The sequence below is a fragment of the Gordonia sp. Z-3 genome (assembly GCF_036233855.1).
GTDB classification, from domain to species: Bacteria; Actinomycetota; Actinomycetes; order Mycobacteriales; family Mycobacteriaceae; genus Gordonia; species Gordonia tangerina.
Genome location: NZ_JAZARS010000005.1, coordinates 227,800 through 253,321 on the forward strand (window position 1 = coordinate 227,800; position 25,522 = coordinate 253,321).

Genomic DNA, 25,522 nt, shown 5'->3' on the forward strand with positions numbered 1-25,522 from the left:
GGTGCCTGACGACGTCATCTTCGTCGTGGCCGCGATCGTGCTGCTCTTGTTCGGCGGGATCTTCGCCGCCATGGATGCCGCCCTGTCGACGGTCTCGATAGCCCGTGTCGAAGACATGATGAAAGAACAGCGCGCCGGTGCCGTCCGATTGGCGACCGTGCTCCAGAGCAGGGGCACCTACGTCGGTCTGGCGGTGCTGCTGCGCGTCACCTGCGAAACGGCCTCGGTCGCGTTCATCGCACTTGCCTTGACCGACTGGCTCGGCGTGGGATGGGGACTGTTCGCCGCGATTCTCGGCATGGCGGTGGTGCTGTACGTGGCCGTCGGTGTCGGTCCACGCACCCTCGGCCGCCAGCATGCGTACACCATCTCGCTGGGTTCGGCGATCGTGCTGCAGGCCATCGGGTTGCTACTCAAACCGCTGACCCGGCTGCTGATCCTGATCGGTAATGCGATCACCCCGGGCAAGGGCTTCCGCAACGGACCATTCGCCACCGAGGTGGAACTGCGGGAAGTCGTCGACCTCGCCGAGGCCAGTGGCGTGGTGGCGGCCGATGAACGCCGGATGATCCAGTCGGTCTTCGACCTCGGCGACACCAACGCCCGCGAGGTGATGGTGCCGCGTCCGGAGATGATCTGGATCGAGCAGGACAAGACGGCGGCACAGGCGATGAGTCTGGCTGTGCGGTCCGGTCACTCCCGTATCCCGGTGATCGGCGAGAACCCCGACGACATCGTCGGGGTGGTGTATCTGAAGGACTTGGTGTCAGGCGAATCCTCGACGACGGCGCGGGTACACGAGGTGATGCGCGATGCCGAGTTCATTCCCGACTCCAAACCGCTGGACAAGGTTCTCGCCGACATGCAGCGCACCCGCAATCACATGGCTTTGTTGGTCGACGAGTACGGCGGCATCGCGGGTCTGGTCACCATCGAGGATGTCCTGGAGGAGATCGTCGGCGAGATCACCGACGAGTACGACACGGACGAGGTCGCACCGGTCGAGGAACTCGACGACGATGCGGTGCGGGTGTCGGCCCGGCTGCCGGTGGAAGATCTAGGCGAGTTGTTCGACATCGATATCGACGACGACGAGGTGGAAACCGTCGGCGGTCTCCTCGGCCTCGAACTCGGTCGTGTCCCACTGCCCGGGGCGCGGGTGGAGTCGCACGGACTGCTTTTGGTCGCCGAGGGTGGCCCGAACCGTCGAGGGCGTCAGCGCATCATCACCGTGCTGGTCACCCGCATGGATGAGCCCGAGACCGACGACACCCGATCTGGCCGCGGTGAGCACCATGACAGCGACATTCCCGATGATGAGGTGGCCGATCGGGATCGAGGTGGGGAATACTCCATGTCCAGCCGAGGGTCGTCGCAGCGATCGCGCGGCGAACGCACCAAGCACACCAACAGCAGCGAGGACAGAACGTGAGCACAGCCCCGGGTGAGAACACCGACCTCTCCGACGAGGACCATAAACTCGTCGTGCTCGCCCGGGGAGCACTTGCCCGCGCCGAGACGAGTACGGCGGCAGCCGTCCGTGACGGCGATGGGCGCACCTACGCCGGTGCGCCGGTCAGCACTAACTCCCTGGAACTGTCCGGACTGCAGGTGGCGATCGCGACCGCGCTGTCCTCGGGAGCGCGTGCCTTTGAGGCGGCCGTACTCATCAACGGCGCGGCCGACGATCCGGGGATGGCCACCCTGGTCGAGATCAGCGCCGACGCCTACGCGGTGCTGACCGACCTGAAGGGTGCGCCGATCGACCGGGTGGGTTCGGTCTGATGGCCGAATTCCGGTCGGGGTTCGTCTGTTTCGTCGGCCGGCCGAACACCGGCAAGTCCACCCTGACGAACGCCTTGGTCGGTGAGAAGATCGCGATCACCTCCAACCGGCCGCAGACCACCCGGCACACTATCCGCGGCATCGTGAACCGCGACGACGCGCAGCTCATCCTGGTGGACACACCCGGACTGCACCGTCCGCGGACACTGCTGGGCCAGCGACTCAACGACCTCGTCCGCGACACCTACTCCGAAGTCGATGTGATCGGCGTGTGTGTGCCCGCCGACGAGGCCATCGGCCCTGGTGATCGGTGGATTCTGTCCCAGGTGCGGCAGATGGCGCCCCGCACCACCGTGCTCGGTGTGGTCACCAAGATCGACCGCGTCACCCCAGACAAGATCGCCGCCCAGCTCATCGCGTTGTCCGAATTACTCGGGCCCGACTCCGAGGTGGTGCCGGTGTCGGCCAGATCCGGCAAACAGCTCGACGTGCTGACCGATGTGCTGGTGAGCCTGATGGAGCCCGGGCCGGCGTTCTACCCCGATGGCGAGCTCACCGACGAGCCCGAGGAAGTGCTGATGGCGGAGTTCATCCGCGAGGCGGCGCTCGAAGGGGTGCGTGACGAGCTGCCCCATTCGCTGGCGGTCGTCATCGAGGAGATCATCCCGCGCGACACCGACGACGCCACCGCAGAGTCCGACGGACCGACGATGGTCGATGTGCACGCCATCCTTTACGCCGAACGTGACAGTCAGAAGGGGATCATAATCGGCCATCGGGGGTCGCGTCTCAAAGAGGTCGGTACCGTCGCCCGGGCACAGATCGAGAAACTACTGGGCACCAAGGTGTACCTCGACTTGCATGTGAAGGTCGCCAAGGACTGGCAGCGCGACCCCAAGCAGCTCGGTCGGATGGGTTTCTAGCCGATGGGGCGTCACGAGAGTGCCGACGACACCGCAGGCGCGCCGGTTGATGACGTTTTGCCCGAACAGCACGAGGCGGAGGCCGGCAGCACCATCGCCGAAGTCCTGCGCTCACCACGGTTCTGGCTCGCACCGCTGGTTCTGGTGGTGGTGATCATGTCCCTGATGGCCGCGCTCTACATGGGCGCGGTCGCCGATCCGCAGAAAAATCTGCACGATTTCCCGATCGCGCTGATCAACGAAGATCGTGGCGGTGAGGTCGACAACCCCGACGGCAGCACCAGCACCCAGAACTTCGGCAACGAGGTCGCCGACGGCGTGGTCTCGGCCGCGGCCGCGAGTGGAATCGCCGTCGAGCGCACCGACCGCGTCACCGCGCTGGGCGAACTCAATTCCGGCAAGACCTACGGCGTCGTGGTGATCGGGCCCAACTTCACCAACCGCGCCGTCGCATTGGGGCGGTCGGCGGTTCTGCAGGCCAAACCTGCACCGATGGCCATCGACGTGTTCATCAACCGTGGTTCGGGCACCTTCGCGTCGGCCGTCACCACCACGTTCGCCGACGAGATGTCGGCGCAGGTCAATCAACAGGTCGGCGAGCGGTTGGTGGAGACGGTGCGGCAAACGTTGGTGGCCGCTGACGTGCCCTTCTCCGGGGCCGCACAACTGGCGCTGGCCAACCCCGTCGACGTGCGGGTCATCGAACCGACTCCGCTGCCCGACGGCTCGGGTAACGGGTTGTCGGCGTTCTACTACACGTTGCTGCTGATCTTGGCCGGTTTCACCGGGGCGATGATGGTCAGCGTGGTGGTCGACGGCATCCTCGGCCAGACCCCGATCGAGTACGGGCCGTTCTACCAGTTGCGACAACGGTTGGCGATCTCGAGATGGGGCACCCTTGCCACCAAGTGGACCATCATGGTCTTCGTCGCGGTGATCCAGTCCGCGCTCTACATCGCGGTCTGCACCGCGGTGGGTACGTCGCTGCCCAACGCGTTCTCGCTGTGGATGTTCTCGGTGCTGGTGATCAGCGCCGTCGGCATCTCGGCGAGTTCGATGATGGCGGTCTTCGGAAACCCGGGTCTGATCCTCAACCTGATCTTCTTCGTGATCCTCGGACTGCCCTCGTCGGGAGGCACCGTGCCATTGGAGGCCAGTCCGCGACTGTTCGCCTGGATCGCCGCGATCGAACCGATGCATCTGGTGTACCTGGGCTGCCGCGCGATCCTTTATTTCGATGCCGACTTCGATGCCGGACTGGGGCGATCGGTGATCCAGTGCCTGGTCGGGCTGCTGGTCGGTGTGGCGTTGGGTTTGGGCGGGACCAAGCTCTACGACCGCAAGGGCTGGCACCGGTTCCCCGGCGGGATGACGTTGCCATCGCGTCTGGCACAGTTCGTCGACGGGGGCGGGCCGGCCACCATCACCACGCCGTCACCCGCGCACGTGGCCGGCGTGGCGCCCGAGCGCAGGCGCGCCGACCCGGACTGAGCGCATGTCGCGACGGTCATCGTCGGTGCACGGTGGAAGAATGATCGGGTGAGGTTCTACCGGGATGAGGCCGTGGTGCTGCGCCAGCACAAGCTGGGCGAAGCCGACCGCATCATCACGATGCTCACCCAGGAACACGGCCTGGTGCGTGCGGTGGCCAAAGGTGTGCGACGTACCCGATCCAAGTTCGGCGCCCGGCTCGAACCCTTCGCCCACGTCGATGTGCACCTGTATCCAGGACGCTCACTCGATGTGGTCACCCAGGTGCACACGCTGCACGCGTACGCCGACGCGCTCGTGGCCGATTACAGCCGCTACACCACCGCATGTGCGGTTCTGGAGACCGCGGAACGGCTCGCTGGTGAGGAACGTGCACCGGCCGCACAACTGCACCGGCTGACTGTCGGTGCGCTCGACGCGCTGGCCGAACGTAGGCGACCCAACGAACTCATCCTGGACGCCTACCTCCTGCGGGCCATGCATTGCGCGGGCTGGATGCCCACCCTCGACGTCTGTGCCCGCTGTGCCCAGCCGGGACCGCACCGTGCGTTTCACGTGGCGGCCGGGGGAGCGGTGTGCATCCATTGCCGCCCTCCCGGTTCGGCGACTCCGTCGCCGGGCGTACTGGATCTGATGGATGCGCTCTTCCGTGGCCAGTGGGAACACACCGTGGACGTCAGTTCGTCGTTGCAGCGGCAGGCCACCGGACTGACCGCGGCGCATCTGCAGTGGCATCTGGAACGACAGTTGCGAACCCTGCCACTGATCGAACGTGAAGCACCCCATAGGCTGGTGGACACCGCGTGAGAGGAGACGGGCGATGGCGTTACGACCCGGTTCGCGATCCGGGAAGGTCCGACCGGCCGTCACCCGATCGGCAGATGCCGGAGTGCGTCCACCGGATGCACACCCCAGTGGGGCGACGCCACCGGAATTGCCGTCGGAGCTGATTCCGAAGCATGTCGCCCTGGTGATGGACGGCAACGGTCGCTGGGCGCAGGAGCGTGGTCTGCCCCGCACGGAGGGGCACAAGCGCGGTGAGGCCGTGCTCATGGACACTGTGTGCGGGTGCATCGAGCTCGGCGTGTCCTGGTTGTCGGCATACGCGTTCTCCACCGAGAACTGGTCGCGTAGTCCTGACGAGGTGCGATTCCTGATGGGGTTCAACCGTGACGTGATCCGTCGGCGGCGCGACGAGATGAACGAGATGGGTGTCCGGGTCCGCTGGGCGGGCCGGCGACCACGGTTGTGGCGCAGCGTGATCCGTGAGCTCGAGGTCGCCGAGGAGATGACGCGGAACAACACCGTGATGACGCTGACGATGTGCGTCAACTACGGTGGCCGGGCCGAGATCGCGGACGCAGCCAAGGAGATCGCCCGACGGGCGGCCGCCGGCGAGATCGACCCTGAACGCATTACCGAGGCGTCCTTTGCCAAGTACCTCGACGAGCCGGACATGCCCGACGTCGACCTTTTCCTGCGGCCATCAGGGGAGAAGCGGACCTCCAATTTCCTGCTGTGGCAGTCCGCGTATGCGGAGATGGTCTACCAGGACAAGCTCTTTCCTGATTTCGATCGTCGTGACCTCTGGGCGGCCTGTGTCGAATATGCCAAGCGGGATCGGCGGTTCGGCGGGGTGATGTCGACATGACCGAACTCTCGGCGCCGCGATCGACGTGGCCGTCCCGTGTTGCGGCGCTGGTTGCGGAGTTCGGTGAGGTCGTCACCGTCGACGCCGATTCGGTTGTTGTGCAGGTGGGTTCGACTCGTGCCTCGATCAGGGCGCTGGAGCTGGCCGCCGGCCTCGAAGTGCTGACCGTCACCCAGCTGGTCGCATTGGACCTCCCCAACACCGACGCGCTGCGCGACGACGTCGAGACTTGTGATGCGCAGCTGAGTTTCGGTGCGCTGCGTCGATCGGATCCCGAAGGGGTGACCACCGATGTTCTGCAGTACTACACTTTCCCGGCCGGATCGCTCGACGACATGCCGTTGCTGACCGTGCTGCATATGGTGTTGTCGGCGGGAGCTGATGCGGCACAGCAGCTCTCGGGCTAGCGTGACCGCTGACAGTCGGCGCAGTAGCCGAAGACCTCCACGGTGTGGTTGATCTCGGTGAACCCGTGCTCGGCGGCGACCTTGGCTGCCCATTGTTCGACCGGTTCGGCCTGAACCTCCACCGTGGTGCCGCAACGACGGCACACCAGGTGATGATGATGTCCCGACGAGCAGTGGCGATAACGCATCTCGCCGGAGCCGTCCCACAGCACATCGATCTGACCGGCCTGGCTGAGCGCCTGCAGGTTGCGATACACGGTGGTCAGTCCGATCGACTCGCCCCGGGCCTTGAGTTGCTCATGGAGTTCCTGCGCGGAGACGAAGTCGTCGCCCGCGGCCAGCGCATCCGCGATGGCGGCGCGCTGGCGAGTCGATCGGACGCCGGTGACGGGCCGGTCGGTTCGTGCGGTCACCGGGACACCTCGCCATCTCCGGATGCGGGTTCGATCCGCGACGACGGCTCCATCGCGTGGGTCAGGGCGTCGGTGACGATGTGGGCGAGGTGGTCGTCGACCAGCTCGTAGACGATCTCCCGGCCGCTGCGATTGCCGCGCACCACGCCGGCATCCTTGAGTACACGGAGATGCTGACTGACCAACGGCTGACTCAACGACAAGGCGCCCACCACCTCGTGCACACATTGCGGACGCTCCCGCAGTAGCAACACGATGGCGACCCGAGTGGGCGAGGCCAGCGCGCGAAGCAGGTCGCTGGCAGCTTCGTATGCCGCCGGACCCGCAGTACGCGCGTCGGCGCCGGGAGCGCAATCTCGTTCTGGTGAACCCATCGCCCCCATCCTAAAGGAAGTGGTTTTCATTTGGCGGTGGAGTGGATTCCGACAACAGATACCGGTGTGGCTACCCTGTAAGGGTTGCCGTTTCGACATGGTGTTCCTGTGACATGATGCCGAGCCGGTGGCGTCATCCCGAGAACACCGAATCGTTGGAGATCAGTTAACCGTGGCCGCCCAGTCCAACCGCGTTGAAGCCGTCGTCAACCTCGCCAAGCGTCGAGGTCTGGTCTACCCCTGCGGTGAGATCTACGGCGGAACCCGCTCCGCGTGGGATTACGGACCGCTCGGCGTCGAGATCAAGGACAACATCAAACGCCAGTGGTGGCGCACAATGGTGACCGGTCGCGAGGACGTGGTCGGCCTGGACTCGTCGGTCATCCTGCCCCGCCAGGTCTGGGAGGCCTCGGGCCACGTCGAGGTCTTCACCGATCCGCTCGTCGAATCGCTGCACACCCACAAGCGCTACCGCGCCGATCATCTGCTCGAGGCCTACGAGATCAAGCACGGCCACCCACCGGCCAACGGTCTGGCCGACATCAACGATCCCGACACTGGCCAGCCGGGCAAGTGGACCGAGCCGCGCGCGTTCAGCGGCCTGCTCAAGACGTTCCTCGGCCCGGTCGACGACGAAGAGGGCCTGCACTACCTGCGTCCGGAGACCGCGCAGGGCATCTTCGTGAACTTCAAGAACGTGATGACCACGGCGCGTAAGAAGCCCCCGTTCGGCATCGCGCAGATAGGCAAGAGTTTCCGCAACGAGATCACCCCGGGCAACTTCATCTTCCGTACCCGTGAATTCGAGCAGATGGAGATGGAGTTCTTCGTCAAGCCGGGCGAGGACGAGGACTGGCATCAGTACTGGATCGACCACCGGTTCAACTGGTACGTGGATCTGGGCATCGACCCGGAGAACCTGCGGTTGTTCGAGCATCCGAAAGACAAGCTGTCGCACTACTCGAAGCGCACCGTCGATGTCGAGTACAAATTCGGTTTCTCCGGTAACCCGTGGGGTGAACTCGAAGGTGTCGCCAACCGCACCGACTTCGACCTGTCGACCCACAGCAAGCATTCCGGTGAGGACCTGTCGTTCTTCGATCAGGCCTCGGGTGAGCGCTACACCCCGTTCGTCATCGAGCCGGCGGCCGGTTTGACCCGCTCGCTGATGGCGTTCCTGTGTGACGCCTACACCGAGGAGGAGGTGCCGAACGCCAAGGGCGGCATCGACACCCGAACCGTGCTGAAACTCGACCGTCGTCTGGCCCCGGTGAAGGTGGCGGTGCTGCCGCTGTCGCGCAACGAGAAGCTGTCCCCCAAGGCGAAGGACCTTGCCGCAGAACTGCGCAAGCACTGGAACGTCGAGTTCGACGACGCGCAGGGTATCGGCAAGCGTTACCGCCGCCAGGACGAGATCGGTACGCCGTTCTGTGTGACCGTGGACTTCGACACCCTCGACGACCAGGCGGTGACCGTTCGGGAGCGCGACACCATGAGTCAGGAGCGGGTGGCTCTGGACAAGGTCGTCGAGTACCTCGGTGGCAAGCTGCTCGGTTCCTGACTCACGAAGGGCGCGTCCAGTGCGACCTGCGGATATCTGTCATAGTTGTGGGAGGAGTTGTCGTCGCACGCCCGGGCACGGGGTTCGGACTGTGGTGCGACGAGGAGAGCGAGTGAAGCGGTGACCGTCAGCGGCAAGGTCGTGCACTACGACGCAAATCGGGGATTTGGGTTTCTCGCGCCGGAGTCGGGTGGCGCCGACGTCTTTTTGCACATCAACGACATTGACATCGACGAGACGGCGCTCAAACCCGGTGCCAAGGTGGAGTTCGACGTCGAGGAGACCGACCGGGGTTCCAAGGCGGTCAACGTGGCCGTCACCGAGGCCGCACCTGCCGACGAGGCTCCCGCCGGCCGTCCGCATCGACGTGAGACACACGACCACGGACGTTCGCACGGTGGCGAGCGTCCGCGGCGGTCACGGGGTTCGCTCGACGCGTCGGCTTTCACCGAAGAGATCACGGAGTTGCTGCTCGACTCCTCCGACGACCTGACCGCCGGACAGATCGTGGCGATCCGCCAGCGCATCACCGACTTCGCGGTCGCCCGGGGCTGGGTGCTTGACTAGCTCGACCAGCGTGTCTGCCATTCCGCTCACGGCCGACTACGGTGACGAGGCCGTCGAGCGATTCGTGCCGGAAGCGCCGAAGGTCGCGAGTCTGCCCGGTACCCGCACGGATCATCGCAGCGACTTCGCGCGGGACCGTGCGCGGGTGCTGCATTGCGCCGCGCTGCGTCGTCTCGCCGACAAGACGCAGGTCGTCGGACCGCGGGAAGGCGACACCCCGCGTACCAGACTCACTCACTCGCTCGAGGTCGGTCAGATCGGCCGCGGCATCGCGATCGGACTGGGCTGCGAACCGGACCTGGTGGAACTGGCCGGTCTGGCCCACGACATCGGGCACCCGCCGTACGGTCACAACGGCGAACGTGCTCTCAACGAGGTCGCTGCCGAGATCGGTGGATTCGAGGGCAACGCGCAGAATCTGCGGATCCTCACTCGGCTGGAACCGAAGTTGCTCGACGCGAACGGTCGCAGTGCGGGACTCAATCTGACCCGGGCGTCGCTGGACGCCACCCTGAAGTACCCCTGGACGCGCCGGCCGCCGGCAGTGAAGTTTGGCGCCTACGACGACGACGCGTCGGCGCTGGACTGGATTCGCAACGGCGCCGCGGCGGGCCGGCAGTGTATCGAAGCCCAGGTGATGGACTGGTCCGACGACGTCGCCTACTCCGTGCACGACCTCGAGGACGGGGTCATCGCCGATCGGATCGACCTCCGCACGCTGGCCGATCCCATCGATCAACGTGCCTTGGCCGACATCGGCGTCAAGGAGTTCGAGGGCCTCGAGGCGGGCGCACTCATCGACGCCGCCCAGCGGTTGTCCCGGATGGAGATCGTCATGGCCGCCGGTGGTTACGACGGGAGCCTCGACAGCGCGGTCACGTTGAAGCGGCTCACCAGCGAACTGATCGGCCGGTTCGCGTCGGCGGCGATCACCGGCACCCGCGCGATGGTCGGGGACCGGTCGGTGTCGCGCTATGACGCCGACCTCACCGTCTCGCCGCTGGTGGCGGCCGAGGTCGCCATCTTGAAGACACTTGCGCTGCGGTTCATCTTCTCCAACGAACGACACAAGGCCACCCAGCGGCGCCAGCGCGAACGAATCCATCGCGTTGCGGACTGGTTGACCGCCGCCGCCCCCGGTGGGCTCGACCCGATCTTCGTGCCGTTCTGGCAGGACGCCTCCGATGACGCTGCGCGGCTGCGGGTCATCGTTGATCAGATCGCGTCGATGACCGAGGGCAGGCTCGAACGTTCGGACCGGCAGAACTCGGGAGCTCAGGCACACCTCGGCTGAGTGTGAGTAGGGCTGCGGCGACGCGGCGTGCACTCACTACACTGGTCGGCGTGCCAGGCCGAATTCCCGATCGTGACATCACGGCGATCCGTGAGCAGACACGCATCGAGGAGATCGTCGGTGATTACGTGGCGCTGCGCCGGGCCGGGGCCGACAGCTTGAAGGGGCTGTGCCCGTTCCACGATGAGAAGTCCCCGTCGTTCCACGTTCGGCCGAATCACGGACACTTCCACTGTTTCGGCTGTGGAGAGGGCGGCGACGTCTACAGCTTCCTGCAGAAGCAGGAGCACATCTCATTCGTCGAGGCGGTGCAGCAGCTTGCCGATCGCATCGGTTACCAGATCCATTACGAGGGCGGCGGCACCGCGATCATCCGTGACCGCGGAACCCGAGCACGCCTGGTGGCGGCCAATGCCGCCGCCCAGAAGTTCTACGCACAACAACTTCAGTCGCCGGAGGCGCAACCCGCCCGCGACTACCTGACCGAACGGAACTTCGACGCCGCCACCGCTGCGACGTTCGGTTGCGGATATGCGCCGGCCGGTTGGGACACCATGACGAAGGCGCTGCTGTCCCAGGGCTTCGAATTCAGCGAACTCGAAGCCGCCGGGCTGTCCAAGCAGGGGCGGAAAGGGCCCATCGACCGGTTCCATCGCCGACTGCTGTGGCCGATCCGCAATCTCGGCGGCGACATCATCGGCTTCGGGGCGCGCAAGTTGTTCTCCGATGACAACCTCGGCAAGTACATGAACACCCCGGAGACCATGCTGTACAAGAAGTCTCAGGTGTTGTTCGGGCTCGACCACGCGAAGAAGAACATCGCCAAGGGGCACCAGGTGGTGATCGTCGAGGGCTACACCGATGTGATGGCGATGCATCTCGCGGGCGTGACCACCGCGGTGGCCTCGTGTGGGACCGCATTCGGTGAGGACCATCTGGCGCTGTTGCGACGGTTGATGATGGATGACTCGTATTTTCGCGGTGAGGTGATCTATACCTTCGACGGTGACGAAGCCGGAAAGGCCGCGGCGCTCAAAGCTTTCGAAGGCGAGCAGAGTATCGCCGGACAGACGTTCGTGGCGGTGGCGCCCGAGGGGATGGACCCCTGCGAACTCCGGCAGGAACGTGGTGACGCAGCGGTGCGTGATCTGGTCGCTCGGCGGGTACCGATGTTCGAGTTCGCGATCAAGGCCTTGTTGGGCAGTCATGATCTCGACACCGCAGAGGGGCGCGTGCACGCATTGCGCGAGACGGTTCCGGTCGTCGCGCGGATCAAGGACGTCGCCCTGCGCGATGAGTACGCGCGGCAGCTTGCCGGCTGGGTGGGCTGGGAGGACGTGGCCCAGGTGCTCGGACGGGTACGTGAGGAGGGCGTGCGATACGCCCGGGCGACGGGCGGCGCAGCGCGCAACAGCGGGCGTTCGGGGCAGGTCACCTCCATCCGGCGCCAGCGACCGGAGGCGGCATCGACGCCGCCCACCGCGCGACCGCTGGCCGCCGACCCGCGTTTGTGGCCGCAGCGCGAAGCGCTCAAGGCGGCACTGCAATACCCGGCCGTCGCCGGGACCGTCTTCGATTCGCTGCCCGTGCAGTGTTTCACCGAACCCGCATATGCCTCGATTCGAACGGCGATGTCCGCGCTCGGTGGCACGTCGGCCGGTATGGGCGGCGCCGAGTGGGTGGATGCGGTGCACAACGGCGTCGACGATCCGGTTCTCGGTCCGTTGGTGACCGAACTCGCCGTGGAGTCGATGCCGGTCACCGAGGACAACATCTCCCGGTACATCAGCAGCGTGTTGGCGCGGCTGCAGGAGGTCTGGGTCGGAGCCCAGATCGCCGACATCAAGTCGCGGCTGCGTCGGATGGCGCCGGGCGAGGACCCGGATGGCTACAACGCAGTGTTCGGGGACCTGGTGGCCTTGGAGGCCTACCGGCGCAGTCTGCTCGAGCAGGCCGTCGATCCCGACACCGGAGTCGGGTGACTTGTTCGGTCAGGTTGCCGGGGTCATCACGCGGCGGTCGCGTTCCTCGCGCCCGGGCGGAGCTGCTCGGGGAAAAGTGGCCGGTGCGGGTCGTCGGCGTTGAAGGTGCAACCCCCGCCGTCGGTGTGCGGGCCGCGACAACGGTCGGGTGCCGGTTTGGGCCGTCCCCAGATGTGATCGGTTCCCCGCATGTTGTGCCCCCTTCGCGACCGTGCGTTGGGAGAATTATCACCCGACCTGTCCGACCGGGCAGGTCGGCGAGGCGCCACTGTGGCGCTCCTCACCAGTCACGCCTGGGTGGTCAGGCCTGGGCGATGGCCGTCGTGAGCCATTGGGCCAGCCAGCTCACGGCGTTGTTGCCGTTGGCGTCGACGACCAGTGACCCGTAGTGAACGTGACTCTCACCGGAATAGAATTTTCCGGCCGAGACCGCGTCGGTGACCAGGGTGGCCGGGTCGGTGATCGCGTACTTCGCGACGATGCGGGTCACCGCGGTCGCCGAGTTCTTGAAGTCCGGTGACACGACCGGCATCCCGGAGCCCGCCTGCGGTGTGGCGGACACGACGCCACGGGCGACCTGGCCGAGCTCGCGGCCGAGGCGGGCGACCTCGGCGCGCGTATGCCCGGTGACCGGTAGGGTTTTGGCGCCTGCGCGCTGTCCCACCTCGGCGGCGGCCACCCAGGTCAGCTGTTGGATTCGGCCCACCAGGTCGGCGGTACGTTCCACGTCGACATGGGAGAGTCCCGCCGCGACCACGGACATCGCCTTGGCGAATCCGGTCTCGTCGGGGATCAGTGCGAGAACGGCAGAGATCTCGGCGAAGTCGACCGCCGCGGCGAGGGTCACCAGGGGTCGCAGGTCGGCGTTGAGCTCGGTGGCGGTCGCGTGCGCCGCCGCGAGGTCACCATCGGCGGCTTGTGTCGGCAGCGCGGCCAACCCTGCCGCGATGCCGTGCAGATCGAGTGAGGCCAGTGTGCCGGCGGCAGTCGCCGCGCGGCGGACGGCGAGCACGGCCTGGTCCGGTGTCTTGCCCAAGGCCGACCCCAGCTGACCGAGGAATGGGTTCTGCCGCTTGTCGATCGAGCAGTAGAGGTCGGCGGGAGCGCAGATCGATGAGACCCGTCCGGCCAGCGTGCCCATGCCGGCCGGGCGTGGGTCGGCGATTCCGACACCGTCGGCTCGTGGTCCGACGACGGTTTCGCCGCGGGTACCCGCACGTGGGTCGGCCAGCAGTGCGACGGCGAGCACTTTGTCAGGGGTGACCGGGCCGATCCGGTTCCCGATCGCCGACGCGAGGTCCCCGGCAGCATCCGCGCCTTGGCTGTAGCCGGTGATCGTCACCTTCGCTGTCGGATGTCGGGCGGTGAAGTCACGCAGGACGCGGGCCGCGTTGTCCAGAGCCGTGGCCTTGCTCACTCCGTAGCTCTCTCCGTTGTCGAATGCGCGAGCGAGGTAGGGCAGGAAGTAGATGTGCGCAGAGGTGCCGTGGTCGCGACGGATGCGTTCGGCGATGGGCTTGAGGGCGCCGATCGGGGTGCTGGGATCAGCGGTCTCATCAGTCTCCCAGGTCCCCGGGATGAACAGGTTGAACGTCGGCGCACCATGCGCATCAGCGGGCGCGGGCGCAGGGGCGGTCAGGAGCCCGACGGCGACCACCGAGAGTGCCGTGAGGCCGATGATGGGCATGGACGTACGCCACCGTCGGGTGGTCGTAATGCTTTCACTTGTGTTGATTCGGAGCGACTTTCGGGGAACACGAACGGCAAGCGTCATCGAGATTTCCGCGAGTGGGGGAGGGGGAGGTGGACCGGTGGGCCGATCCGGGCAACTGTGTCGTGGTGAAGGTCGATGTGATGATCTCGAACCCTACCCCGCGCCGGTTTTGGATCGGGAAACTTTCCCCCCTTTGGGTGACACCGCGCGTGTCGTCGCGGTGAACACTGTGAGTCAGGCTGGCGTGCAGAGGGTTTGGAGTTGCCCGAGTGGCCTCGTGGGGACGGTGGTGCCGGTGGGGCACCACCGAGCCCTCGCGGTTGGGCACGCGAAGTGCTGTGCCGGAGTGTCGAATCCGGCGTCGTTGACTTCGTTTGGGAAACGAACGTCCAGTTTGGTGCACCGACGTCTCGGAGTCTCTGGTGGGGCGGGCGGGGCTCGAACCCGCGACCTACGGATTATGAGTCCGCGGCTCTAACCAACTGAGCTACCGCCCCCGGCATGAGCGCTGCGCATGCCCGACGCTGCACATTACCGCACCGGCTCGTCGACCTGGTCGGCGCCGCGGCGCGACACGGCACACTAGACTGCAGGGAATCCACAGCGGATGACACGAGCACAGTGACAAACGAGGAGCGCATGGCCGGGGGCGACGGGGCGAGCGAAGACCGCGACCTCCCCGAAAGTCTGGTCGACGTGGCGGGCCGACGTATCCGCGACGCGATACTCTCCGGTGGACTCTCCCCCGGGGCGAAGATCGTCGAGGAGACTCTGTGTGCCGATCTCGGCATCAGCCGAGCTCCGGTGCGTGAGGCGCTGCGCCTGCTGGCGCAACAGGGCCTGGTCGAGCATCAGCCGAGGCGTGGTACGCGGAATGGTCTCCCCGCGACATCGTGCAGCTCTTCGAGTTGCGGCAGGTGTTGGAGAGGTTCGCGGTGGAGTCGGCGCTCCCGCTGAACGACCCGGTCGAGCAACTCGCGCCGGTGCGGGCGGCGGTCGAGGAGATGAAGACGGCCACCGATGACCTCGCCAAGGATGACGCCCATCGACATTTCCATGCTGCGGTGGTGGGTCTGGCGGGTAATCGGCAGCTCGACATCGCACTCGAGCCCATTCTGCTCAAGCTCCAGTTGCCGATGGCGGTGAACCTGCGGGCGGAGACCGTGGACCATCACGGACCCGATGACGGCTTTCGGCGTCATCTGGCAATCGTCGAGGCCTTGGAGACCAACGATCCGGTCGCCGCGGTGGCCGCGTTGCGTGACCACAAGCATCTTCAGTACCTCGATCTGGCTGCGCCGCCGGGGGATACCGCGACGTAGCTGCGGGGCGTGCACCGGTCCGTCCGCCGTCGACCCGCCTCGGCGTCGCTAACACAACCGACACACAGACGATCCGCGGCCGCCACATATTCTGTCGGCAATCGACGCTATGGAGATTGGTGGTCGGTCCCTTAGGGGACCTGCACTCGGCCCGTCCGTCGCGGAGATCCTCGCTAATCATGTGTCCGGCAGTGGGTCGCCGACACGGACTGCGCGGATCGTCGCCGACGCGATCGATGCACGCGGCGACGACGGCACTTGGCCGTCGACCGTCGGTCGCGAGGACCTGCTGGCCGCGGCGGCAGATCTCGAGAGACGTCCCGGGGCCCGGGCGCTCCCGCTCTACGGCGTCCCTTTCGGGGTCAAGGACAGCATCGACGTCGCCGGGGTGCCCACGACGCTGTCGTGTCCGGACTATGCCTACGTCCCAAAGATGACGGCGCCGGCGGTGCAGCACCTGCTCGACGCGGGGGCGCTCTATGTCGGCAAGACCAATCTCGACCAGTTCGCCACCGGGCTCAACGGCACCCGAGCACCGTACACGGTGCCGCGCAGTGTGTACGGCGGACAGATGATCTCGGGTGGGTCGAGTTCTGGGTCGGCGCTCGCAGTCGCCCTCGGTGAGGTGCCGTTCGCGGTAGCGACCGATACCGCCGGCTCCGGGCGAGTGCCCGCCGCACTCAACGGGGTCCTGGGATACAAACCTTCGCGAGGGCTCATCAGCACCGTGGGGCTGGTGCCCGCGTGTAAATCCCTGGACTGCATCACCACGATGGCCGGTTGCATCGACGACGTCGACCGGGTGATGGCGGTGATGGCGGGTCGTGACGACGACGATCCGTGGTCGCGTAGCCCGGGACCGAAGTACGCCGGCGGCCCGATTCGGGTGGGTCTGCCGCCGTTGTCCGAACTGGAGTTCTTCGGTGACGAAGCCATGCGTGCGGCGCATCTGTCATTTCGGGACAGGTTGATGCACAACGGGTTCGCCGCGGCTGTCGACATCGTCGAGGTGTCGCTGGCGCCGTTTCTGGCGGCCGGTGAACTGCTCTATGCCGGACCGTGGGTGGCCGAGCGCCTGGTGGTGTTCGGTGACTTCCTCGCCCAGCGGCCCGACGCCATCCATCCGGTGGTGCGCGACATCCTGCGCAGCGGCCAGAAATACACCGCCGTCGACGCCTTCGCCGCACTGCAAGAACTCCAGCAACTGCGCGCCCAGGTTGCCCGCACATGGCGCGACCTGGACGTGCTCGTGACGCCGACCATCGGTCGCACGTTCACCGTCGAGGAGGTACTCGACCAACCGATCGAGACCAACACGATGCTCGGTCACTACACCCATTTCGGCAAAGGCTTGTCCCGTGGCCCAACCCGTGACCATCGCCGCCCTACCCGCACCGCTGCACCTCGACATCGCACGTACCGCTCTGGTCATCATCGACATGCAACGCGACTTCCTGCTGCCGGGTGGTTTCGGCGAGACCCTCGGCAACGATGTGTCGCGGCTACAGCAGGTGGTCGCACCGTTGGCCGAGCTACTCGCCGCCGCGCGTGCGGCCGGGATGCTGGTGATCCATACGCGCGAAGGTCACCTGCCGGATCTGTCCGACTGTCCACCGGCCAAGCTCAACCGCGGGACGCCGGCCAAACGGATAGGCGATCCCGGTGCATACGGCCGGATCCTGATTCGGGGCGAATACGGCCACGACATCATCGACGAGCTGGCGCCGGTCGGTGGCGAAGTGGTGATCGACAAACCCGGTAAAGGCGCCTTCTACGCCACCGACCTCGACACCGTGCTCGCCGAACATGGCGTCACCCAGCTCCTCGTCACCGGCGTCACCACCGAGGTGTGCGTGCACACCACCACCCGCGAGGCCAACGACCGCGGATACGAATGCGTCGTCGTATCCGATTGCGTCGGTTCGTATTTCCCAGAGTTCCAGCGAGTGGGCCTGGAGATGATCGCCGCGCAGGGTGGGATCTTCGGCTGGACCGCGCCGAGCGGCGTGCTCGTCGCCGCCCTCACCGATCAGCCGGCAGCGTCGCCGACGTCACCAGTGCCCGACTCCGCAGTCTCCTGAAGCGGGCACGTCACCTGTTGCCGAGAGGATCGAACCACCGATGAGTACCACCACCGGCCCCGCTCCGCCCGCCGACCCGGCGTCGTCGCCGGCGCCACCGCCCGTTCCGTGGTGGACCCGCGGTGACACCAACGCGTTCTTCGGACTCGGATTCAACATCCTCGTCAACGTGCTCACGCTGACGGGGCTCATGATCGCTGTCGTCCAGATTCCCGCCGGCGACGTACTGGGCACGGTGCTGCCGGCGCTTGGCGTCGCGCTGATACTCGGCAACCTGTACTACACATTCCTCGCGCGGCGACTCGCCAAGCGCGAACGGCGTACCGACCTCACCGCGTTGCCGTACGGACCCAGCGTGCCGCACATGTTCATCGTGGTCTTCGTCGTGATGTTGCCGGTCTATCTGACCACCAACGATGCGATGCAGGCCTGGGAGGCCGGGCTCGCGTGGGCGTTCATGATCGGTGTGATCGTGATGATCGGCGCGTTCGTGGGGCCTTACGTACGCAAGCTGACGCCGCGCGCGGCGATGCTCGGCACGCTCGCGGGTATCTCGATCACGTTCATCGCCATGCGCCCGGCCGCCCAGATGTGGGAGGTCGCCTGGATCGGTCTGCCGGTGTTGGCGATCATCTTGATCGGTTTCTTCACCGACGTGCGGCTGCCCGGCAACATTCCCGTCGGGCTGGCCGCACTGTTGGTGGGCACCGCGATCGGCTGGATCGGCGGCTACATGTCGGTGCCCGATCTCGAACAGGCCGTCTCCGACATCGCGGTCGGGATTCCGGATCAACGCTTCGACATGTTGTTCTCCGGACTCGGTGACCTCGCGCCGCTGCTCGGTACCGCCATACCGCTGGGCGTCTACAACTTCACCGAGGCGATGAGCAATGTGGAGAGCGCAACCGCGGCAGGCGACAACTACAACCTGCGCAGTGTGCTGTTGGCCGACGGTGCAGGCGCCTGTGTCGGCGCGGCCTTCGGTTCGCCGTTTCCGCCCGCGGTCTACATCGGACATCCTGGCTGGAAAGACGCCGGCGGTCGGGCCGGCTACTCGTTGGCCAGCGGGGTGGTGATCGGGGTCCTCTGCTTCGTCGGCCTCTTCGGTGTGTTGGAGGCGTTGCTCCCGGTTCCCGCGATCGTGCCCATCCTGCTCTACATCGGTCTCCTGATCGGTGCGCAGGCATTCCAGGCCGTTCCCAGGATTCATGCGATCGCGGTGGTCGCTGCGATTCTGCCCAATCTCGCCGAATGGGGCCGGGGAATGATCGACAACGCGCTGAGCGCGGCGGGCACGACCGCCGAGGAAGTCGGCGCCGAGGCGCTCGGCAACGCGGGTCTGGTCTACGACGGCCTGAAGACGCTGGGCGAAGGCGCGGTCCTCGTCGGCCTGGTGTTGGGCACCATCGTCACCTTCATCCTGGACAAGAAATTCCACTTCGCCGCGATCGCTTGCGCCGTGGGGGCGGTGCTGTCGTTCATCGGGCTCATTCATGCGCCCGAGGTGAGCTGGGCGGCCGCCCCGGAAGTCGCACTGGGCTACCTCTTCTTCGGTCTGGTGTGCATCGCATACTGGTTCCTGCCCAACGCGCGGACACCCCGCACCTTCGACGAGGCGGACGTCGTGGCCGGGCACTGACCTCACACGGTTCGGCTACATGCGGGTACGGGGGCGCCGGAGAACGGGCGTGCAGGCGTTTTGTTCTCCGGCGCGTCCATGCGCTAGAGTCATCACTCGGTTCGAGAGCATTCCCCCATAGCTCAATTGGCAGAGCATTCGACTGTTAATCGAACGGTTACTGGTTCGAGTCCAGTTGGGGGAGCAACACAATCCCCCGTCACCTGCACCAGGTGGCGGGGGATTTCGGCTCTCCGGGATGCCCGGATCAGACCTCGGCGGCCTCGCGGTGGCGCGCCAGATCACGGCGCAGTTCGGCCACCTCGGTGCGCAGCGTCTGGATCTCGGCGGACGTCGCCGCCGCGTTGGCCTCGTCGTCGTCGGCGACACGCTGGACGATCCACGACGCGATGGTGGCGGTGACGACACCGATCACACTGATCCCGCCGAGCATGAGCAGTCCGGCGATGACCCGACCCGTCGTGGTGATCGGGTAGTAGTCGCCGTAGCCGACGGTCGTCACCGTGGTCATGGACCACCAGAGGGCGTCGCCGAAGGAAGTGATGGTGGCATCGGGAAGGCGGCCCTCGGTCTCGTAGATGGCCAGTGATGCCACGTAGATCAGGAGTAGGGCGCTGGCCGCCGTGTAGATCACCACGCGGCCTCGGATGGCGCCGCCGAGCGCCTTTTGCAGCACGGTGATGAGGATCAACAATCGCAGCAGCCGGAGTGGGCGCAACATCGGCAGGACAACGATCGCCAGGTCGGCGAGATGGCGCCAGAACCACGACCAGCGATCGGGGGTGATGGCCAGGCGTACGACGTAATCGATCGCGAAGCAGGCCCAGGAAGCGAAGATGACGACGTCGAGCACTGTGTTCATCGTCTCGCCGGGATCGGCGAGCACCTGCAATGAGTACGCGGCGAGGAACAGCACCGCCATGGCCACGAGGGGCCACTCGGCGCGTCGTTCCCACCCGGCGAGCGGGTCATGTCCTCCGACGGCAGATGCCCGGCGCTGGTGCGCGGCGGTGTCGGCGGTGTCCATGTCGAGTGCACCTTTCGTCTCGTCGGGGCACCGCGACGTGATGAGGTCGCGGCGGGTCTCGCGGGACCTCTCAAACGACCGCGCCGCCCAGGGCGGGGCAGGTCGTCGGGGGTGACCTGCCCCGCCCTGGGCGGCGCACTTCCAAAGACTACCCGACGCGGACGAATACCTCAGCCGGGCGGCCCCGGCGCGTCGTGTGCAGTCGGCGCTCGGGTGATGGGCTCAGCTCTGTTCATCCCAGATGCCGGTGGCCTCCAGGTGTCTGGTCAGGCGTGCGGCACCGTCGACGAACTGTCGTCGCGTCTGCTCGACCACCTGGGTTCGGTCTCCGGACCGATACGCCTCGATGAGCTTCGCATGCGAATCCACCGCCACCTCGCCCCATTCCGGGTCGGTCGCGTACAGCTGCGCCGGGGTGTACCGGGTAGCGCTGAGCAGGAACCAGGCCAGTTTGCCGCCCGACGCGATCAGATTGTGCACGCGGTGGAAGTCGAACTCCGCGCTGGCGACCTGACTGCCGTCACCGGAGGTCAACGCGCTGCGCAGCTGTTGGTTGTGCCATTCGAGGTCGGCGATCTGCTCGGGGGTGATCGCGTCTGCGGTACGCAACGCCAGTTTGACCGCGATCTCGCCCTGCAACCAGAACAGGTCCTCGACATCGGTACGGCTGAGTTCGGCGACGATGTAGCCACGGTGCGGCGCGAGGTTGACCATGCCCTCGCCCCGTAGGGTGAGCAAGGCCTCACGGACCGGCGTCACACTGACGCCGAGCCGCTCGGCCGTCTCGTCCATGCGGACATAATCACCGGGCCGCAGCGTGGCGGTCATGATCTGCTCACGCAGGTGGGCGGCGACCTCCTCGGAGAGCTGTGGCCGCCGGCGCAGACGTGGCGACGTCGAGCGCGCCGGACCCTCAGAGCCCGTAGGTCTTGCCGATGATGTCGCGCTGGATCTCATTTGTGCCACCGTAGACGGTCGAGATGATTGCACCGCGCATCAAACGCTCGGCGTCGAACTCGGTTGCATAGCCGTAACCACCCATCATCTGCATCGCGTCGATCGTCATCCGCTTCGACGTCTCGGTCGCCTTGAGCTTGGCCATCGAGGCCTCGCGCGGCAACAGCTTGGTGGGGTTGTCATCGGCCTGCCGGGCCACCGAGTACACCAGCTCCCGTGTGCACTCGATCTCGGTTGCGAGGTCGGCCATCCGGTGGCGCAGCGCCTGGAAGGTGCCGATCGGTCGACCGAACTGCTTACGGTCGGTGATGAACGCCAAAGTGTCGGCGAACGACCGTTCGGCCACGCCGAGTTGCATCGCGGCAAGGATCAGACGCTCGGTGTTGAGTCCGGCCATCAGCTGGTTCCAGCCATTGCCCACCTCGCCGACGACGGCCGAATCGGGCACCTCGCAATCGGTGAAGTACAGGTCGTTGACCTCACGGCCGCCAAGGGTGTCGATGCCCTTGATCTCCAGACCCGGAGTGCCGGCGGGGATGTGGAATTGGGTCAGGCCCTCGTGCTTCTTGTCGGTCTTCTCGGTCCGTGCGATGAGCAGGATGGACTTGGCGAAGTGTGCATTGGAGCACCAGGTCTTCTGCCCGTTGATGACCCAGCCGCCGTCGACCTTCTCGGCCCGGCACGACAGATTGGCGACGTCGGAGCCGGCCTCGGGTTCCGACATCGAGATGGACAACGAATCGCCGTCGACGACGCCGGCCAGCACATTCTTCTTCAGCTGTTCGTCGGCGAACTTCTCGTAAGCGGCGGCAGTGATCAGGGTCGGGCCGATGCCACCGATCGGCGCGTTCCCGCGCATCGCCTCCTGCAGCAGGATGCACATCTCTACGTTGCCCGCGCCGGCGCCGCCGAAGTCCTCGGGAACCACGATGCCGGTCCACCCGAGAGCGGCCATTTTTCCGTAGAGCTCGGGCGAATGTAGTTCCGCACCGTTGTCGGTGAGCGCGTCACGTTGTGCACGGGTACCGGCTTCGCGTTGGCAGAAATCGGCGACGGCCTTGGCAAAAGCGGTCTGTTCGTCGGTGAAGGACACCATTGCTTGATCTGGCCTTTCGTGATGATCGGGCGAGCGATGCTCGATGTTGGGCTAGAAAGTATCACATCAAATATATGTAAGCAGGATAGCGGTGACCTACAACACAATCGATGCCCGCTACATTGGTCGCATGCCAAAGTCTCAACGGCCGACCTCGACCGACGAAGGCGGCATCGACGTCGCAGCGGCTGCCGATTCTGCCGGCACCGACTCGTCATCGGTCACCGATCGCGACCTCGATGATTCCCGGACGACGGAGGACATCACCTCTCTTGATGGCGATGACTTCCTCGCCGTCAACCGCTCGAAGCGCGACCGGCTACGAGCCGAGGCCGAGTCCAAAGGAGGGCGGCGCGGGGGTCGATCACGTGGCGGGTCGGATTCGGCCGACCGGGTTCCCGGAAGGGTTGCCACCGGCGGCGGCGGCCGCGGCACGCGCATCGCCTTGATCATTCTGGTCGCGCTCTCGGCGCTACTGGCCGTGACGACGGCCTACTTCGCCTACGCCTGGGTGCAGGCCGAGGATCGCGCCGACGCGGCGGGGCCGTCGGCAGCCACTCGCTCCGAGGTCATGCGCATCGCGCGGGATTATGCGGCCACGGTCGCCACCTATGATCCGGCTCGCTATGACGATCTCGACCGTCGCATTCGCGAGATCTCCACTCCGGAATTCGCGAAGGCCTACATCACCTCCTCGGCGGATGCGCGGCGCGGCAACGCCTCGGTCAGTGGCACTTCGCGGGCGGTTGCCAATGATGCGGGCGTGGAGTCATTGTCCGACGGCACCGCGGTCGTGCTGGTGACACTCGATCAGACGGTCACCTCTCCGGAAGTGAGTTCGCAAGTGCCCGAGGGTATCCCATACCAGTCTCGGGTCAAGGTCACGTTGGAGCGACGCGACGGCCGATGGCTACTGGCTGATCTGGACACCGTCTGATTGCCTGGGGGCGTGGTCGGCCAGGAGTAGCCGCAGTCCCAGGCTGCTGACGCGCTCGGCCGAGGGTCGACGGCGGGGGCGGGTCAGGTCCATCGTGACATTGAGTGCTGCCTGAACCAGAAAGCGTGCCTGCACCGGAGTCAGCTCGGGTCGATCGCGGGTCAGCCAGCCTGCCCACTCCTCGACGTTGATCCGTTGCTGGGCGCGCAGCTCGGTGCGCTGGCGCGGTTCGATGTTTCCGATCTCGCTGGCGTAGACGGCGAGGATGTCGTTGTTTGTGCAACACATGTCGCAGTAACCGGTCACCAGCGCGACGATCGCCTGTCGGGGGGTGGCGGCGCGCGCGAGCGCATCGGAGATCATCGCCGTGACGCGGTCCGATGCGCGCCAGAACGCGGCCTGCAGGATCGCGGCCTTGCTCTCGAAATGGCGGTACACGCCGGACGGGGGCAGATCGGCGGCGCGCGCGATGTCGTCGATGGTCACCTCGCGGAATCCGCGGGCGGCGAAGAGTCGGATCGACTCAGCCAGCAGCACCTCACGTTTCGACGTGGGGGACAGCCCGCCGGCGGGTCCGAGCCTCGGAGTGGATTCGGGCGGGAGCTCCACATCCGTCAGTGACATCGCGGCGTCGGTGATCAGCGTCACGATCTGTCGTGCGGCCAGGACCGTCCGGTGAGTGGCGGGACTGGCGACTGCGCTGGTCATGGCGGCGGTGATGAGATCTGCTGCGGCACCGTCGAGATCCGGCCGGCACGCATACAGGACGCTGCGTATACGACGATGCTGGTCGACCACCACCGTCCGGACATACCGGGCGTCGTCGTCGACGAGGTAGTCGGCCTCCCAGTGGTAGATCCCGCCGGTCCGGCGGTTGTCCACGGCCGCGGCCGTGAGTGCGCCGAGCAACCCGCGCAGCTCGCCGGCGGGGTCTTCGGGCGACGACGGCACCGCGGCGGTTGCTGCTGCCAGGGCGCCGGCCAACGAGCGCGCGGTCTCGGCGAAAAGTGCGTACTTGTTCGGAAAATGCCGGTAGAGCGCGGGCGCGGAGATGCCCGCGGCGTCGGCGATGTCGTCGAGACGCACGGCGTGATACCCGCTGTCGCTGAAAGCCTTCGCGGCCACGCGCAGGATGACATCGCGCCGATCGGCCGGCCTGCGCCGTGGCGTGCGGCCCTGCGGGGCAGCCGGAGTCGACGAACGTGAAGCCATGGGATGCGAGCTTAGCCGGAATCGATCTTCTCCACCCATGATTTCTTTGTTCGAGACAAAAGACCAGGAAACAGGGCATTTACGTAAAGAAAAGTTAATGAGTATTCTCGTGATCTAGGTCGCACTGTGGTAGTACTGTGGGCGTCGATCCACCCGTGACAGGCGAGGGCGACAGAGCTGAGGAGTGAGGCGAACAGTGAGCGAACACGACGCTGCCGTGGACGAAGTGCGGGCCGAGGTCGACGCACGAGGGGTGGCCCGGATCGAGATCGACCGGCAGCATCGGATGAATGCGCTCAACGGCGCAGCCACCCGCACGATCATGGACGCGCTCGGCGAGTGGTCCCAGCGCGATGACGTGCGGGTGGTCATCATCGACGGCGTCGGCGGCAGCTTCAGCACCGGCGCCGATGTCATCGACATCGCGCAGACCGCGGGCGGCAACCCGACCGGTGGCCTCGATGCCACGCAGGCCCGGGGCGTCATCTCCGGCGGCTCCGAGCTCGCCCGTGCAGTGCGTGCGGTCCCGGTTCCGGTCATCGCGTCGGTGGACGGGCCGGCGGTCGGCATCGGTGCATCGTTGGCGATGGCCGCGGACCTCGTCTATGCGACCGAACGGTCCTACTTTCTGCTGGCCTTCATCAACATCGGACTGATGCCCGACGGCGGGGCATCGATGCTGGTGGCCTCCTCGATCGGGCGCGCGCGTGCCAACACCATGGCGCTGTTGGGTGAAAAGCTGCCGGCTGCGGAGGCTTTCGGTGCAGGGCTGCTCAGCGGGCTGGTCGCCGACCGTGCCGCGCTCGACGCCACTGTCGACAAGGTCATCGGCAAGCTGGCCGGCACGTCGACCAGCGCACTGCGATTGACCAAGGCGGCGCTCGACGCCCACACGATGGGTGACTTCGAGGCCGCGCTCGACCGGGAACTCGACGGGCAGACCGAGCTGCTGCAGTCCGCCGAGTTCCAGGCTGCGATGGCGGCCTTTGCGGGCAGCGCCACATCCTGACGCGTCGGACCCTCGGCCGTGTCGCCGACCGCCACCGACACCAGCACAACACCCAACGCGACCTGCGAGAGCGGCGCACG

The 25,522-nt window shown here is 66.2% G+C and carries 22 protein-coding genes, 2 tRNA genes and 2 pseudogenes; 18 read left to right on the plus strand and 8 right to left on the minus strand.

Annotation, left to right across the window (positions count from 1 at the left end; all coding sequences use genetic code 11):
- Position 1 precedes the first annotated feature (1 nt).
- Genes VX037_RS07840 through VX037_RS07870 form a run of 7 tightly spaced genes read left to right on the plus strand, consistent with a single transcriptional unit; the run spans position 2 to position 6,257 of the window.
- Positions 2-1,432, plus strand: a complete 1,431-nt coding sequence (locus VX037_RS07840) for a hemolysin family protein (protein WP_266062888.1) — start codon at positions 2-4, stop codon at positions 1,430-1,432.
- The gene (locus tag VX037_RS07845) at positions 1,429-1,785 is read left to right on the plus strand and encodes a cytidine deaminase (protein WP_235722677.1); all 357 of its coding nucleotides are present in this window, start codon (positions 1,429-1,431) and stop codon (positions 1,783-1,785) included. Before VX037_RS07840 ends, VX037_RS07845 begins: the two co-directional genes overlap by 4 nt.
- Positions 1,785-2,708 carry a GTPase Era gene (gene era / locus VX037_RS07850; RefSeq protein WP_287016769.1) on the plus strand — a complete coding sequence of 308 codons (924 nt, stop codon included), beginning with the start codon at positions 1,785-1,787 and terminating at the stop codon, positions 2,706-2,708. Before VX037_RS07845 ends, era begins: the two co-directional genes overlap by 1 nt.
- Before the next feature lie 3 nt (positions 2,709-2,711).
- Positions 2,712-4,199: a YhgE/Pip domain-containing protein gene (locus tag VX037_RS07855; RefSeq protein ID WP_287016770.1), complete on the plus strand. Its 1,488-nt coding sequence runs from the start codon at positions 2,712-2,714 to the stop codon at positions 4,197-4,199.
- 48 nt (positions 4,200-4,247) lie between these two features.
- Positions 4,248-5,006, plus strand: a complete 759-nt coding sequence (recO, locus tag VX037_RS07860; protein WP_235722681.1) for a DNA repair protein RecO — start codon at positions 4,248-4,250, stop codon at positions 5,004-5,006.
- A 13-nt stretch (positions 5,007-5,019) separates the two neighbouring features.
- Positions 5,020-5,850 (plus strand): isoprenyl transferase, encoded by an 831-nt coding sequence (locus VX037_RS07865; protein ID WP_235722682.1) that lies wholly within the window; start codon positions 5,020-5,022, stop codon positions 5,848-5,850.
- On the plus strand, positions 5,847-6,257 hold the full coding sequence (locus VX037_RS07870; protein WP_266062891.1) for a hypothetical protein: 411 nt from the start codon (positions 5,847-5,849) through the stop codon (positions 6,255-6,257). The genes VX037_RS07865 and VX037_RS07870 overlap by 4 nt, the downstream gene beginning before the upstream one ends.
- Here VX037_RS07870 and VX037_RS07875 read toward each other — a convergent pair.
- Entirely contained in the window at positions 6,254-6,670 is a 417-nt protein-coding gene (locus VX037_RS07875) for a Fur family transcriptional regulator (protein ID WP_266062892.1), read from the minus strand. The genes VX037_RS07870 and VX037_RS07875 overlap by 4 nt on opposite strands.
- On the minus strand, positions 6,667-7,044 hold the full coding sequence (locus VX037_RS07880) for an ArsR/SmtB family transcription factor (protein ID WP_235722685.1): 378 nt from the start codon (positions 7,042-7,044) through the stop codon (positions 6,667-6,669). Before VX037_RS07880 ends, VX037_RS07875 begins: the two co-directional genes overlap by 4 nt.
- A gap of 172 nt (positions 7,045-7,216) precedes the next feature.
- Here VX037_RS07880 and VX037_RS07885 point away from each other — a divergent pair, with 172 nt between their 5' ends.
- The 4 genes from VX037_RS07885 to dnaG all read left to right on the plus strand — a co-directional run bounded on the left by VX037_RS07885 (position 7,217) and on the right by dnaG (position 12,448).
- Positions 7,217-8,605, plus strand: coding sequence for a glycine--tRNA ligase (locus VX037_RS07885; protein ID WP_266062893.1), 1,389 nt, complete (start codon positions 7,217-7,219; stop codon positions 8,603-8,605).
- A 120-nt stretch (positions 8,606-8,725) separates the two neighbouring features.
- Positions 8,726-9,172, plus strand: a complete 447-nt coding sequence (locus tag VX037_RS07890; RefSeq protein ID WP_266062894.1) for a cold-shock protein — start codon at positions 8,726-8,728, stop codon at positions 9,170-9,172.
- A 10-nt stretch (positions 9,173-9,182) separates the two neighbouring features.
- The gene (locus VX037_RS07895; protein WP_372512447.1) at positions 9,183-10,466 is read left to right on the plus strand and encodes a deoxyguanosinetriphosphate triphosphohydrolase; all 1,284 of its coding nucleotides are present in this window, start codon (positions 9,183-9,185) and stop codon (positions 10,464-10,466) included.
- A gap of 50 nt (positions 10,467-10,516) precedes the next feature.
- Positions 10,517-12,448: a DNA primase gene (gene dnaG, locus VX037_RS07900; RefSeq protein WP_266062896.1), complete on the plus strand. Its 1,932-nt coding sequence runs from the start codon at positions 10,517-10,519 to the stop codon at positions 12,446-12,448.
- Between the two features lie 301 nt (positions 12,449-12,749).
- Here dnaG and VX037_RS07905 read toward each other — a convergent pair whose 3' ends face one another.
- Complete coding sequence (locus VX037_RS07905; protein ID WP_287016771.1) at positions 12,750-14,135, minus strand: cutinase family protein; 1,386 nt, start codon at positions 14,133-14,135, stop codon at positions 12,750-12,752.
- A gap of 447 nt (positions 14,136-14,582) precedes the next feature.
- Positions 14,583-14,659, minus strand: a tRNA-Ile gene (locus VX037_RS07910).
- 142 nt (positions 14,660-14,801) lie between these two features.
- Between VX037_RS07910 and VX037_RS07915 the strand changes: the two are divergent.
- From VX037_RS07915 to VX037_RS07935, 5 genes and pseudogenes are all read left to right on the plus strand, one after another.
- Positions 14,802-15,484 (plus strand): annotated as a pseudogene (locus VX037_RS07915) (GntR family transcriptional regulator).
- 109 nt (positions 15,485-15,593) lie between these two features.
- Positions 15,594-16,829 (plus strand): annotated as a pseudogene (locus VX037_RS07920) (amidase family protein); the annotation flags it as partial.
- Between the two features lie 13 nt (positions 16,830-16,842).
- Positions 16,843-17,565 (plus strand): cysteine hydrolase family protein, encoded by a 723-nt coding sequence (locus tag VX037_RS07925; protein WP_287016772.1) that lies wholly within the window; start codon positions 16,843-16,845, stop codon positions 17,563-17,565.
- Positions 17,566-17,605: 40 nt separating this feature from the next.
- Positions 17,606-19,204 carry a regulator gene (locus VX037_RS07930; RefSeq protein ID WP_287016773.1) on the plus strand — a complete coding sequence of 533 codons (1,599 nt, stop codon included), beginning with the start codon at positions 17,606-17,608 and terminating at the stop codon, positions 19,202-19,204.
- A 111-nt stretch (positions 19,205-19,315) separates the two neighbouring features.
- Positions 19,316-19,388 (plus strand) — tRNA-Asn (locus VX037_RS07935).
- A 63-nt stretch (positions 19,389-19,451) separates the two neighbouring features.
- Here the strand turns inward: VX037_RS07935 and VX037_RS07940 are convergent.
- The 3 genes from VX037_RS07940 to VX037_RS07950 form a co-directional block, all read right to left on the minus strand.
- A complete protein-coding gene (locus tag VX037_RS07940) occupies positions 19,452-20,231 on the minus strand; it encodes a potassium channel family protein (RefSeq protein WP_372474973.1) in 780 nt (259 codons plus the stop codon).
- Between the two features lie 222 nt (positions 20,232-20,453).
- On the minus strand, positions 20,454-21,188 hold the full coding sequence (locus VX037_RS07945) for a GntR family transcriptional regulator (protein WP_235722695.1): 735 nt from the start codon (positions 21,186-21,188) through the stop codon (positions 20,454-20,456).
- Complete coding sequence (locus tag VX037_RS07950) at positions 21,145-22,284, minus strand: acyl-CoA dehydrogenase family protein (RefSeq protein WP_235722696.1); 1,140 nt, start codon at positions 22,282-22,284, stop codon at positions 21,145-21,147. The genes VX037_RS07945 and VX037_RS07950 overlap by 44 nt, the downstream gene beginning before the upstream one ends.
- A gap of 130 nt (positions 22,285-22,414) precedes the next feature.
- Between VX037_RS07950 and VX037_RS07955 the strand changes: the two genes are divergently transcribed.
- Complete coding sequence (locus tag VX037_RS07955; protein ID WP_287016774.1) at positions 22,415-23,221, plus strand: hypothetical protein; 807 nt, start codon at positions 22,415-22,417, stop codon at positions 23,219-23,221.
- On the opposite strand, the gene VX037_RS07960 is transcribed toward VX037_RS07955, so the two are convergent.
- Complete coding sequence (locus VX037_RS07960; RefSeq protein ID WP_287016775.1) at positions 23,195-24,433, minus strand: TetR/AcrR family transcriptional regulator; 1,239 nt, start codon at positions 24,431-24,433, stop codon at positions 23,195-23,197. The two genes, VX037_RS07955 and VX037_RS07960, sit on opposite strands and share 27 nt — an antisense overlap.
- Positions 24,434-24,629: 196 nt before the next feature.
- On the opposite strand from VX037_RS07960, the gene VX037_RS07965 reads away from it, so the two are divergent.
- Positions 24,630-25,442: an enoyl-CoA hydratase-related protein gene (locus VX037_RS07965; RefSeq protein ID WP_235722699.1), complete on the plus strand. Its 813-nt coding sequence runs from the start codon at positions 24,630-24,632 to the stop codon at positions 25,440-25,442.
- The last annotated feature ends 80 nt before the right edge of the window (positions 25,443-25,522 follow it).